Origin of the sequence: Bacillus swezeyi (genome assembly GCF_030908325.1) — a bacterium.
In the GTDB taxonomy this organism is placed as follows: Bacteria; Bacillota; Bacilli; order Bacillales; family Bacillaceae; genus Bacillus; species Bacillus swezeyi.
Genome location: NZ_CP133085.1, coordinates 3,169,964 through 3,183,012, shown reverse-complemented (window position 1 = coordinate 3,183,012; position 13,049 = coordinate 3,169,964). Strand labels below are relative to the sequence as shown.

Sequence of the window (13,049 nt, the reverse complement as noted above, 5' to 3'; positions counted from 1 at the left end):
GATGGGGATTTTTTGACGGCGTCAAGAGGCTCATAAACGCCCGGAGGAACGTTTTCTTTGCGAAGGACATCTTTTCCTTTTTCAGAAGTGAAAGAAAGGGTATACTACAGTAGACCCTTTTATTTCGCGGGACTTACAATTGTACAGGGATAAAAAAAGTATATTATAATGGTTCATACTAAAGCTACGGAGGTGTCAGTCAAAATGGCAGATGAAACGAAACGAAACATCCCGCTCCTCCCTTTAAGAGGTTTACTCGTCTATCCGACAATGGTTCTGCACCTTGATGTAGGACGTGAAAAGTCGGTACAGGCGCTTGAGCAGTCTATGATGAACGATCATATGATCTTTTTGGCAACACAACGGGACATATCCATAGACGAACCGAATGAAGAAGAGATCTTCACATTCGGGACCTATACGAAAATCAAGCAGATGCTTAAACTGCCAAACGGAACGATCCGCGTTTTGGTGGAAGGTATTCAGCGCGCCCGAATCCTCGAATATCATGATTTAGATGAATATACATCTGTTAAAATCGAGCGAATCGATGAAGAGACTGAAAAAGATGTGGAAGACGAAGCCCTCATGCGCACCCTGCTTGACCATTTCGATCAATACATAAAGATTTCTAAAAAAATATCGGCTGAAACATTTGCGGCTGTGACGGACATTGAAGAGCCGGGAAGAATGGCTGATATCGTCGCCTCCCATCTTCCGCTTAAGTTGAAAGACAAGCAGGAAGTGCTGGAAACCATCGATGTGAAAGCCAGATTAAACAAAGTGATCGATCTGATTCACAATGAAAAAGAAGTCCTTGAGATTGAGAAGAAAATCGGGCAGCGCGTTAAGCGTTCAATGGAAAGAACGCAAAAGGAATATTACTTGCGCGAGCAGATGAAAGCCATTCAAAAAGAGCTCGGCGATAAAGAAGGAAAAACGGGCGAGGTTCAAAAACTCACAGAAAAAATCGAACAGGCCGGAATGCCTGACCATGTGAAAGAAACAGCAATGAAAGAACTGAACCGATACGAAAAAATCCCTTCAAGCTCTGCAGAAAGCTCGGTCATCCGCAATTATATCGAATGGCTCATTGCACTTCCATGGAGTGATGCGACAGAAGACAGGCTTGATTTAAAGCTGGCCGGCAACATTCTGGATGAAGAACATCACGGTCTCGAAAAAGTGAAGGAACGGGTTCTCGAATATTTAGCCGTGCAAAAACTGACCCGCTCTTTGAAAGGTCCGATCTTATGTCTGGCTGGACCGCCGGGGGTGGGAAAGACGTCTCTTGCCAAATCGATCGCCAAATCGCTCGGACGAAAATTCGTCCGCATTTCACTTGGCGGCGTCAGAGATGAATCTGAAATCCGCGGCCATCGCCGCACATATGTGGGCGCCATGCCGGGACGGATTATTCAGGGGATGAAAAAAGCAGGCAAGAACAATCCCGTGTTTCTTTTGGATGAGATTGATAAAATGGCTTCTGACTTCAGGGGTGATCCTGCTTCAGCTATGCTGGAAGTGCTTGATCCCGAGCAGAACCATACATTCAGCGATCATTACATTGAAGAGACATTTGACTTATCAAAAGTTTTGTTTATCGCAACGGCAAATAACTTAGCAACGATCCCCGGCCCGCTTAGAGACAGGATGGAAATCATCACGATCGCGGGCTATACGGAAGTAGAAAAGGTTGAAATTGTAAAAGACCACCTGCTGCCTAAACAGCTGAAAGAGCACGGATTGAAGAAAACGAATCTGCAAATGCGTGATCAGGCTGTTCTGAATGTCATCCGCTATTATACGAGGGAAGCCGGTGTACGAAGCCTTGAACGACAGATTGCAGCCATATGCAGGAAAGCGGCAAAACTGATCGTCTCAGGCGAAAGAAAAAGAATAACGGTCACAGAGAGAAACCTTGAAGACTATCTCGGAAAACGAATGTTCAGATACGGGCAGGCTGAGCTTGATGATCAGATCGGTGTTGTTACAGGGCTTGCTTACACGGCGGTCGGCGGAGATACGCTGTCAATCGAAGTGTCATTGTCCCCGGGAAAAGGGAAGCTGATCTTAACAGGAAAGCTCGGCGATGTCATGAGAGAGTCTGCGCAGGCTGCCTTCAGCTATGTCCGTTCAAAAGCGGAAGAATTGAAAATCAGCCCGGATTTTCATGAAAAGCACGACATTCACATCCATGTGCCCGAGGGCGCCGTTCCAAAAGACGGCCCATCAGCAGGCATCACGATGGCGACCGCTCTCGTATCAGCGCTGACAGGCCGTCAGGTTTCCCGTAATGTCGGCATGACAGGGGAGATTACGCTCAGAGGGCGGGTGCTTCCGATCGGCGGCCTCAAGGAAAAAGCGCTTGGCGCCCATCGGGCCGGCCTAAACACGATTATTTTGCCAAAGGAAAATGAAAAAGATATTGAGGACATTCCGAAAAGCGTGCGGGAAGGTTTAACATTCATTCCTGTCGCCCATTTGGATGAAGTCCTAAAGCATGCATTAGTGGGAGAAGAGAAATGAAAGTAACAAAATCAGAAATCGTCATCAGTGCGGTCAAACCTGAGCAGTATCCTGAAGGGGGGCTGCCGGAAATCGCCCTCGCCGGAAGGTCGAATGTCGGGAAATCGTCATTCATCAACACAATGATCAACCGGAAAAACTTAGCGAGAACGTCTTCAAAACCCGGAAAAACACAGACATTAAACTTTTATATCATTAATGATGTACTCCATTTTGTCGATGTCCCAGGCTACGGCTTTGCAAAAGTGTCCAAGACGGAGCGTGAGGCGTGGGGACGCATGATCGAGACGTATTTGACGACCCGCGAGGAACTGAAAGCGGTCGTTCAAATCGTCGACCTCAGGCACGCCCCTTCACAAGACGATGTCATCATGTACGATTTTTTGAAGCATTATGATATCCCAGTGATCGTGATCGCGACCAAAGCGGATAAAATCCCTAAAGGAAAATGGGAAAAGCATGCAAAAGTCGTCAGGCAGACCCTGAATATTGAACAGGGAGACAAGCTTATTTTGTTTTCTTCGGAAACGAAAAAAGGAAAACAAGAAGCGTGGTCTGCCATTGAACAAATGATCAACAGCTGAAAAAAAGCACTTGCGCTACGATGCAAGTGCTTTTTTGGAATAAACTACTTTCGTTTTAAGAATAATAAGAGCAGACTGACGAGTATCAAAGCGGCAGGCCAATAGGTTTCAACATAGGCCGTCTCGATTTTCATCGAACGAAGCCAGGCGATGATCTGATGAAAAAAATAAAGGTATAAAGCGACGGCGATCATCAGCAAACTCTCATATTGGTATTCTTTTGTCCGCAGAGATTTGAGCAGAAGGGCCGCTCCGGCAATCAGCACGATGACCGCAAAATCATCCGCATGCCCGAAAAGCTCCTGTTTAAAGGTGAAATAAACGCTGATTGCAGCCACGAGCAGGCCGGCAAAGAAATGAGCCGAATCAGCCTCTTTTTGTCCCTGATATAAAAAGGCCAGTCCGATCAGCCCCGCCAAGACAGACCATTCCCCCTGGCCGTCAAACACACTGATTTGTCCGGAACGCAAAAAGGCGTATATGGACACAGCAAGCAATAACAATGGAAGCAAAACAGATTTCTTTTTCAAAGTATCACCTTCTTGATGTTGTGAATGAACTAGAAAAGCAATTTCTACTATAACACAACAATTTTTTAAAATCTGTTCACATTTTGTGAAGAGAAAATAGTGAATATATGTTATAATCGTTTTGAATAATAAATTCTATATTGTAATTATTCTAATTTAGATAGATGTTGGGGGTGCAAGCAAGCATTATGCATATACTTGTCGTGGGATTGGATTACAAATCAGCCCCTGTTGATATACGCGAAAAATTAACCTTTCAGCCGAGTGAGCTGGGGCAGGCCATGTCGCAGTTAAAAGAGGAAAAAAGCATACTCGAGAACATCATCGTGTCGACATGCAATCGGACGGAGCTGTATGCAGTCGTAGATCAGCTGCACACCGGACGTTATTATATGAAAATGTTTTTGGCGAATTGGTTTGGGATGAGCAAGGAAGACGTTTCGCCCTACTTAAAGTTCTATGAAAATGACGGAGCTGTTGAACACTTGTTCCGGGTTTCCTGCGGTTTGGATTCGATGATAATCGGAGAAACGCAAATTTTGGGCCAAGTTCGTACAAGTTTCAAGCTGGCTCAGGAAGAGAAAACAATTGGTACCGTTTTCAATTATTTGTTTAAGCAGGCGGTCACTGTCGCAAAACGCTGCCATGCCGAAACAGACATCGCTTCCAACGCCGTATCTGTCAGCTATGCTGCCGTTGAGCTTGCCAAAAAAATCTTCGGCGATCTATCAGATAAGCACGTGCTGATTCTCGGTGCAGGCAAAATGGGTGAGCTTGCCGTTCAAAACCTTCACGGCCAAGGGATCGGACAGGTTACGGTCATCAACAGAACCTTTTCAAAAGCGAAAGAGCTTGCCGGCCGCTTTTCAGGCAAGGCGAAAAGCATGAATGAACTGCAGTGCGCTTTAATGGAAGCCGATATTCTCATCAGTTCAACGGGGGCAAACGGGTATGTCATTACAAAAGAAATGATTGAACATGTCAACAAGCTTCGCAAAGGCTGTCCGCTTTTTATGGTGGATATAGCTGTTCCGCGTGATCTTGACCCTGCTCTCAGCGAAGCGGAAGGCGTCTTTTTGTATGACATTGATGACCTCGAAGGCATCGTTGAAGAGAACTTGAAGGAGCGCCAGGCTGTTGCCGAGGAGGTGGAGCTGATCATCGAGGCGGAAATCGTTGCCTTTAAGCAGTGGTTAAATACACTCGGCGTCGTGCCTGTTATCTCGGCTTTAAGAGAAAAAGCCCTGTCGATCCAGTCGGAAACGATGGAAAGTATCGAACGGAAACTCCCTCATTTAAGCACGAGAGAGAAAAAGCTTTTAAACAAGCATACGAAAAGCATTATCAACCAGCTTTTGCGAGACCCGATTTTGAAAGTGAAGGAATTCGCGTCAGAATCGGATGCCGAAGAGAAGCTCGCTTTGTTTATGCAAATCTTTGATATTGAAGAAGCGGCTTTACCGGCTGAAAAGGAACAAGATGAGCGTCAGCCTGTTCATATGCTTAAAAAGCAAAATCAGCAGGGCTTTACTTCGATCGCGAGCGAGTGACGGCTATGACGGACACATTGCTAGCAAGGCTTAATGAAGTGACAATCGTGTTATATGCGCTCAGCGTCCTCTTTTATTTTATAGACTTTCTACAGCACAACCGGAAGGCAGGAAAAACGGCCTTCTGGTTGCTTTCTATTGTCTGGATTCTTCAGACGGTGTATCTCTTCTATTTTATGCGGTATACAGATGCATTTCCCGTTTTGAATAACGCTCAGGGACTTTATTTCTACGCGTGGGTGCTTGTCACGCTGTCCCTTGTGCTGACAAAGCTTTTAAAAGTTGATTTTCTTGTCTTTTTTACAAATGTGATCGGATTTTCCATGGTGGCGATTCACACATTTACACCGACGGCTCAGCAGTCGGCAGAGCTTTCGGGAAGGCTCGTATCAGAGCTTTTGATCATTCACATTACAATGGCGATTCTCTCATACGGAGCATTTTCTTTGTCATTCGTCTTTTCGGTGCTTTATCTTTTTCAGTACCGCTTATTGAAAAAGAAAAAATGGGGAAAATGGCTTCTGAGAATTGAAGATCTGTCAAAGCTTGATTATATGGCATACGTCCTCAACATCATCGGGGTTCCGATGCTGCTCTTAAGCTTGATACTGGGGATTATTTGGTCTTATGTATCACTTGAAACCCTGTACTGGACGGACCCCAAGGTGCTTGGTTCGATTGTGCTGCTTTTTTTATATGGATACTATTTATTTATCAGGATTGTCAAAGAGCTGCAGGGAAGGATTGCGGCCATGTGGAATACCGCATCTTTTCTTGTACTTTTAATCAATTTCTTTTTACTCGGCAGCTTTTCGCAATTTCATTGGTTTAGTTAAAACGGTTGCCCGTACGGAAGTGGGAGGATAAAACATGAGAAATATCATCGTAGGCTCAAGAAGAAGCAAATTGGCGATGACCCAGACAAAATGGGTAATCAAGAAGCTGGAGGAATTAAATCCGGATTTTACGTTCGAAATAAAGGAAATCGTGACGAAAGGCGACCGGATCTTAGATGTCACCCTGTCAAAGGTCGGCGGGAAAGGGCTTTTCGTCAAAGAAATCGAGCAGGCGATGCTCGCAGGAGAAATCGATATGGCGGTTCACAGCATGAAGGATATGCCGTCTGCGCTCCCTGAAGGGCTCATGATCGGCTGTATTCCGAAGCGGGAAGATGTCCGCGATGCGCTCATTTCAAAGGGACACCAAAAGCTCGCGGATCTGAAACAAGGAGCGGTAGTAGGCACGAGCAGCCTGCGGAGAAGCGCACAGCTTTTGCAGATTCGCCCCGATCTTGAGATCAAATGGATCAGAGGAAATATTGACACAAGGCTGAAAAAGCTTGAAACGGAGCAATATGACGCGATTATTTTAGCGGCGGCAGGCCTGTCAAGAATGGGCTGGAAGGAAGATGTCGTAACAGAATTCCTTGATCCAAAGAGCTGTCTGCCCGCTGTGGGGCAAGGCGCTTTGGCGATTGAATGCAGAGCTTCGGACGAAGAGCTGCTGTCCCTGTTTTCCCGGCTGAATGACCGCTATACACAGCAGACGGTCATGGCTGAACGCGCTTTTCTTCATGCGATGGAAGGCGGATGCCAAGTCCCTATTGCAGGATTTGCGACGATGAATGAAGAGGATGTCATTGAATTGACCGGTCTTGTCGCCTCTCCTGACGGCAAAACGGTGTACAAGGAAAAAGTGGAAGGTATAGACCCTGAAGCTGTCGGCCGCGAATGTGCAGCGATCATGTCAAAAAAAGGAGCAAAGGCTTTAATCGATCGGGTCAAACAGGAGCTGGAAGATCATGAAGCATGAGCTTCCTTTGCAGGGAAAAAAGGTGCTCGTTACCCGCAATAAATCCCAAGCACAATCTTTCGGAAGAAAAGTGGAAGGTTTGGGAGGAGAAGCGGTTTTAACGTCTTTGATTTCATTCCGCCCCGCCTTATCCTCGGAACAAGCGCCGCTTTTTCAAGCTGCTCTTGATGAGACGGACTGGCTTGTCTTTACAAGCGTAAACGGCGCCAAATTCTTTTTTGCATACCTGGAAGATCACGGGATGACCCTGCCGGCAGCATCAAAGGCGAAAGTTGCCGCTGTCGGTGAAAAAACCGCCCGTTATTTGCGAGACAGAGATCTTCCGGTGGATCTCATGCCAGATGTTTATGTGGCCGAACAGCTGGCAGAGGCTTTAAAGCAAAAGGTGAGCCGGGATGACAAAGTAGCGGTTTTGAAAGGGAATTTATCGCGTGATGTCATTCAAAAAACCCTTTCCCCCCTCGGAATTGATATTTCAGAATGGACTTTATATGAGACCGTTCCTGACCAGCGGGGAATTCATGAACTGAAAGAAGCGGCGGCCCGGAAATCATTTGATTTTGTGACTTTTACGAGTTCTTCGACGGTACATACATTTATGGACATTCTGAAAGCGGAAAGTAAAATATGGGCCGAAAAAGGCCATACCGTTTTTGTCAGCATCGGCCCTTTGACAAAGAAGGCGCTGTCGGAATACGGGATTTCTTCATACATGCCAAGCGTTTACACAATTGACGGAATGCTGGAGACGATGTGCCGCATTTCAAGAAAAGGAGAATGAAAAATGGAAGCATCATTTCATAGACACCGCCGTCTGCGTACGACAGCAGGCATGCGGAAATTGGTAAGAGAAACCGAATTAAGAGCATCTGACTTCATTTACCCGATTTTTGTGACGGAAGAACAGAACGTGAAAAGTGAAGTGCCTTCCATGCCGGGAGTGTACCAGCTGTCTTTAGACATGCTGAAAGAAGAGATGGAGGAAGTCGTTGGTTTAGGCATTCAATCGGTCATCGTTTTCGGTGTGCCTGAGCACAAAGATGATGTCGGAAGTGAAGCGTTTCATGACCATGGCGTCGTGCAAAAAGCGATTTCTCAAATTAAAGAAGATTTTCCGGAGCTTGTCGTCATCGCTGATACATGTCTTTGCGAGTATACGGATCACGGCCACTGTGGCCTTGTGGAAAACGGTGAAATTTTAAATGATGAATCGCTCGTCCTTTTGGCGAGAACGGCTGTAAGCCAAGCACGCGCAGGCGCAGACATTATTGCTCCGTCAAACATGATGGACGGATTCGTTGCAGCTATCAGGGAGGCGCTCGATCAGGAAGGATTTACAAATGTGCCGATTATGTCGTACGCTGTAAAATATGCGAGCGCTTTTTACGGTCCGTTTCGCGATGCAGCCGGCAGCAGCCCGCAGTTTGGGGATCGGAAAACATATCAAATGGATTATTCCAATCGCCGGGAAGCCCTCAGAGAGGCGAAATCCGATGTGGAAGAAGGCGCCGATTTCCTGATCGTCAAACCGACGCTTTCCTACCTGGATATTGTCCGTGAGGTGAAAAACGAATGCAATCTGCCTGTCGTCGGGTACAACGTAAGCGGTGAGTATGCCATGGTCAAAGCCGCTGCCCAAAACGGCTGGATTGAAGAAAAAGCGCTTGTCCTTGAAATGCTGACAAGCATGAAGCGGGCCGGCGCCGATTTGATCATTACGTATTTTGCGAAAGATGCGGCAAAGTGGATTGCTGAATAAGAAAATGAACTGGAGGTTTTAGAGGATGCGCAGCTATGAAAAGTCTAAAGCGGCTTTCGAGGAGGCGAAACAAGTCATGCCGGGCGGAGTGAACAGTCCGGTCCGCGCTTTTAAATCTGTAAACATGGACCCCATTTTCATGGAACGGGGAAAAGGATCGAAAATCTATGATATTGACGGAAACGAATATATCGACTATGTCTTATCATGGGGCCCGCTTATTTTAGGACACAGCAATGAAAAAGTCGTCAGCGGGATTCAAAAAACGGCTCAATACGGAACAAGCTTCGGTGCGCCGACAAAGGTTGAGACCGAGCTTGCCGAACTTGTTATCGACCGCGTTCCTTCCATAGAAATCGTACGTATGGTGAGCTCGGGAACCGAAGCCACCATGAGCGCCTTGAGGCTGGCGAGAGGATACACAGGCCGGAATAAAATTGTGAAATTTGAAGGCTGCTATCATGGACACGGCGACTCGCTGCTCATCAAAGCTGGCTCGGGAGTCGCAACGCTCGGTCTCCCGGACAGCCCTGGGGTTCCTGAGAGCATTGCCAAAAACACGATGACTGTTCCTTACAATGATCTGGAAAGCATGAAGCTGGTCTTTCAGGAATACGGCGATGACATTGCCGGTGTCATCGTTGAACCTGTAGCGGGGAATATGGGGGTTGTTCCGCCTGTTAAAGGGTTTCTAGAAGGGCTTCGCGAGCTGACCGAGACATACGGCGCTCTCTTGATCTTCGATGAGGTCATGACAGGCTTTAGAGTGGATTACAACTGTGCACAAGGCTATTTCGGCGTGACACCGGATTTGACATGCCTCGGTAAAGTTATCGGCGGGGGTCTTCCTGTCGGCGCTTACGGAGGCAAAGCTGAAATCATGGAGAAAATTGCGCCGAGCGGTCCGATTTACCAAGCAGGAACGCTCTCAGGCAATCCGCTTGCAATGACGGCGGGGCTTGAAACATTGAAACAGCTGACGCCTGATTCTTACAGGGAGTTCTCCCGTACAGCCGACAGATTGGAAAAAGGAATCTCTGAAGCCGCCGTAAGAAATGGCATTCCTCATACATTCAACCGTGCGGGTTCAATGATCGGCTTCTTCTTTACAAATGAACCTGTCATCAATTATGACACAGCCAAACAGTCTGACCTTAACCTGTTTGCCGACTATTATAAAGGCATGGCTGATGAAGGCGTGTTCCTTCCGCCGTCCCAGTTCGAAGGGCTGTTCTTGTCAACCGCCCATACGGATGAAGACATTGAACATACGATCACAGCAGCTGAACGTGTATTTAGCCAAATCAGCCGTTCCAAGTAAAGCAAGCAGAGCTGCCGGTATTGCCGGCGGCTTTTTTGTTTGCGTCCGAAAACACATGCTGATATTTCTGTTCATATTCTGCCGGTTTTTTTCATACATCTTTACTGACATCTAATTTTAAAAATTAGGTGAAGGGAGGATATCATTTTGCCGCAAAACAATCGTTTGCAATTTTCTGTAGAAGAGTCGATCTGTTTTCAAAAAGGACAGGAAGTATCCGAACTATTATCGATTTCATTGGATCCGGATATTTCCGTTCAGGAAGTGAATGATTATGTATCAATACGAGGGTCATTAGAGCTGACAGGCGAATACAACATAGATCAAACCCGGGAGTATGCTCAGCTGCCTGCGACAAGCCGATTTGTGGAAGACGTGAAGCTGAATGGGGACGGCAGCGCGGAGCTGACGCATTGTTTCCCTGTGGATATTACAATCCCGAAAAACAAAGTCAATCATTTAAATGACGTGTTTGTATTTATTGATGCTTTCGATTATCAGCTGACAGATGCCCGGATGCTGACGATTCAGGCGGACTTGGCAATTGAAGGCCTGCTGAATGTGAGCGGTGAAGCGGATGAGAGAGAAAAGGTGCATACCCCGCCTGATTTTGAATCTGCAGCTCAAGCAGAGGAGGAACTTGAGCCGGTCTACAGAGCCGGCGAAAGAGAAGAAGCCGATTCAGAGCAAGAATTCTTGATTAATCTGGAAAGTCCGTACGATGAGCAAGCCGGGCAGCTATACGATGAGGCGGAAAAAGCAGATGAGGAGACCGGTGAAGAAACAGTGCCGATTTATCAGTCGTTCCTCGGACATTCTGAAAGTGAAGCAAAACCGTTTTTTACAGCGTCTTTGTCTGCAGCAGAAAGGACAAAACGTGAACTGGAAGCTCAAACGGAATCTCATGAAAGCCGTGAAGATCCGAAAGCTCAAGCAGAATCCCATGAAAGTCGTGAAGATCCGAAAGCTCAAGCAGAATCCCATGAAAGCCGTGAAGATCCGAAAGCTCAAGCAGAATCCCATGAAAGCCGTGAAGATCCGAAAGCCCAAGCAGAATCCCATGAAAGCTCCGATGATGCTGAAACGCAACTGGAAACCAGTGAAAGCTCTGAAGACTCACTGGAAACCGCTGAATATGCCGAAGATGCTAAAGTTGAGCTGAAAAGAGAAGAAAGCGAAGAGCCGGAACCGCTTTACAGGTCTTATACCGGTGATGAAGAAACAAAAGAAACACCGTTTTTCGGCGCTCCTCCTCTCTTAGAAAATGAAGAAGAGGAAAGAGAGCCGGATTCATTTGACATTGAAGTAACCCAGGAATCAGCAGAAGAAGAGGAAGCAGGCGAAACGATCGAGATTCCTGAATACTCGTTTCATGAGCAGACAGAGCCTGAAAAAGAAGCAAGAGATGAATATGATGAAGAGAATGTATCCGCTAAAGAAAATGATAATGCTCTTTATTTGACAAAATTGTTTACAAAGCAGGGAGAGGAGGAGTTTTCGCGAATGAGGATGTGCATCGTTCAGCAAAATGATACAATCGATCTTCTGTGCGAACGCTACGACATTAATGCTCAGCAGCTCATACGAATGAATTCCCTTTCTCTTGATGAGGAATTAAAAGAAGGACAAATACTATATATTCCTGATTATCATAATAGCCATGCCTAATGTATTTGCAAAAATGTGGTGAACGGAATGGAAGACATCCAGTCTGTTTTAAATGAATACGGTCTTAGGGCTGAATATATAGAGCCTGTCAGTTCAAAAGTATGGAAGGTGTATACAGATCACGGTGTATTTGCTTTAAAAAAACTAGAAGCTTCAAGGAACGCCCGTTTTACAGAACAGATGATCATGCTGGAGGAAAAAGGCTATAGACATTTTGTTCCCGTCTACAGAAACCGCGGTGGGGAATTTTTGACCGGAGCGGGTGCTGAAGTTTGCTATTTAATGCCATGGCTCGCTCTTGAAAGAGAGGAAGAGCGGGATCAGAAACACGAATATTTGTTTAAAGAAATCGCGCTTCTCCATCAGAAAACGGAAAAAGAGCTTGGAATGAGGCGGGAAGATATACTCAGGCACTATCAAAGGACAAAAAGCGAATGGGAGGCGCAGAAGCGAAAATATGAAGAAATGGTAAGCAGAGCGGAAACCGAATGGTATATGTCCCCTTTTCAGCTTCAGGCAGCTATGTATTACAGAGAGACGATATCAGCCGTTGATTTCGCGCTTAGCCGCCTTGATGAGTGGCATGAAGCCATCAAAGATAAAGAGTCTTCCAGAATGGTTTTAAACCACGGACAATTGTCGGTTCGTCATTTTCTGTATAACGATATGGGAACGGGCTATTTTACAAACTTTGAAAAAGCGGGATATGCACCGCCTGCGAATGATCTGATCGTGTTTTACACCAGAATGTTTAAGACCAATCCTGTGATGTGCACAGATTGTGTAAACTGGTTTTATACGTATCACAATGTTTATCCTTTGCAAGAGGAAGAAATCCGTTTATTCTTAAGCTATATGGCTTACCCTGGGGCGGTCTTTTCTGTGCTCGACCGCTATCAGACAGAGAAGAGAATCGGAGAACAAGAAGCTTGTACGAGGCTGCTGAAGGCGTATTGGCAAATGAAAAATGCCGAGCCGCTCGTGATGAATATCCTTGAAACAGAAGAAAACCGAAAATTGCAGGAAGAAACAGAGTCCCCATCATCATGATGCGGACTTTTTTGCATGCATTAAATCCAATCAAGGTGGAAGGCGCATGCAAGGAATATCAAAATGCCCAAAAGGAGAACGTCAAATGTCGTTGGGAAGATAATGGTTCGAATGCCTTGAAAGATCGTAATCGGGAGGACGATCTGGACAGCGACAAGCCTGATTTGTTTCAGCCAAGGCTGGAGTGAGTGTGTGTTGAATTTTTTTCGCACCTTATGCCTCCTCTCCTTTTCGTTACAGCATCAT

Annotated in this window: 12 protein-coding genes; 10 read left to right on the top strand and 2 right to left on the bottom strand. The window is 46.1% G+C overall.

Going from position 1 to position 13,049, the window contains the following annotated elements:
* The first annotated feature begins 204 nt into the window (after positions 1-204).
* Both lon and yihA read left to right on the top strand, forming a co-directional pair.
* Complete coding sequence (gene lon, locus RBH91_RS15780; protein WP_307892169.1) at positions 205-2,529, top strand: endopeptidase La; 2,325 nt, start codon at positions 205-207, stop codon at positions 2,527-2,529.
* Positions 2,526-3,113, top strand: coding sequence for a ribosome biogenesis GTP-binding protein YihA/YsxC (gene yihA / locus RBH91_RS15775; protein WP_076763041.1), 588 nt, complete (start codon positions 2,526-2,528; stop codon positions 3,111-3,113). The genes lon and yihA overlap by 4 nt, the downstream gene beginning before the upstream one ends.
* A gap of 44 nt (positions 3,114-3,157) precedes the next feature.
* On the opposite strand, the gene RBH91_RS15770 is transcribed toward yihA, so the two are convergent.
* The gene (locus RBH91_RS15770) at positions 3,158-3,643 is read right to left on the bottom strand and encodes a hypothetical protein (protein WP_076763039.1); all 486 of its coding nucleotides are present in this window, start codon (positions 3,641-3,643) and stop codon (positions 3,158-3,160) included.
* A gap of 188 nt (positions 3,644-3,831) precedes the next feature.
* On the opposite strand from RBH91_RS15770, the gene hemA reads away from it, so the two are divergent.
* The 8 genes from hemA (at position 3,832) to ysxE (ending at position 12,803) form a co-directional block, all read left to right on the top strand.
* Positions 3,832-5,193 carry a glutamyl-tRNA reductase gene (gene hemA, locus RBH91_RS15765; RefSeq protein WP_307892168.1) on the top strand — a complete coding sequence of 454 codons (1,362 nt, stop codon included), beginning with the start codon at positions 3,832-3,834 and terminating at the stop codon, positions 5,191-5,193.
* Positions 5,194-5,198: 5 nt separating this feature from the next.
* A complete protein-coding gene (locus RBH91_RS15760) occupies positions 5,199-6,029 on the top strand; it encodes a cytochrome c biogenesis protein (protein ID WP_076763034.1) in 831 nt (276 codons plus the stop codon).
* 34 nt (positions 6,030-6,063) lie between these two features.
* Positions 6,064-7,005, top strand: coding sequence for a hydroxymethylbilane synthase (gene hemC / locus RBH91_RS15755; protein WP_307892167.1), 942 nt, complete (start codon positions 6,064-6,066; stop codon positions 7,003-7,005).
* Positions 6,995-7,786 carry a uroporphyrinogen-III synthase gene (locus RBH91_RS15750; protein WP_307892166.1) on the top strand — a complete coding sequence of 264 codons (792 nt, stop codon included), beginning with the start codon at positions 6,995-6,997 and terminating at the stop codon, positions 7,784-7,786. Before hemC ends, RBH91_RS15750 begins: the two co-directional genes overlap by 11 nt.
* A gap of 3 nt (positions 7,787-7,789) precedes the next feature.
* Entirely contained in the window at positions 7,790-8,764 is a 975-nt protein-coding gene (hemB, locus tag RBH91_RS15745; RefSeq protein ID WP_076763028.1) for a porphobilinogen synthase, read from the top strand.
* A 25-nt stretch (positions 8,765-8,789) separates the two neighbouring features.
* Positions 8,790-10,085 (top strand): glutamate-1-semialdehyde 2,1-aminomutase, encoded by a 1,296-nt coding sequence (gene hemL, locus RBH91_RS15740; RefSeq protein WP_307892165.1) that lies wholly within the window; start codon positions 8,790-8,792, stop codon positions 10,083-10,085.
* Positions 10,086-10,232: 147 nt separating this feature from the next.
* Positions 10,233-11,753 carry a LysM peptidoglycan-binding domain-containing protein gene (locus RBH91_RS15735; RefSeq protein ID WP_307892164.1) on the top strand — a complete coding sequence of 507 codons (1,521 nt, stop codon included), beginning with the start codon at positions 10,233-10,235 and terminating at the stop codon, positions 11,751-11,753.
* A gap of 27 nt (positions 11,754-11,780) precedes the next feature.
* Positions 11,781-12,803 (top strand): spore coat protein YsxE, encoded by a 1,023-nt coding sequence (ysxE, locus tag RBH91_RS15730; RefSeq protein WP_307892163.1) that lies wholly within the window; start codon positions 11,781-11,783, stop codon positions 12,801-12,803.
* A gap of 20 nt (positions 12,804-12,823) precedes the next feature.
* Here ysxE and RBH91_RS15725 read toward each other — a convergent pair whose 3' ends face one another.
* A complete protein-coding gene (locus RBH91_RS15725; protein ID WP_076763020.1) occupies positions 12,824-13,015 on the bottom strand; it encodes a YszA family small membrane protein in 192 nt (63 codons plus the stop codon).
* Positions 13,016-13,049 lie beyond the last annotated feature (34 nt).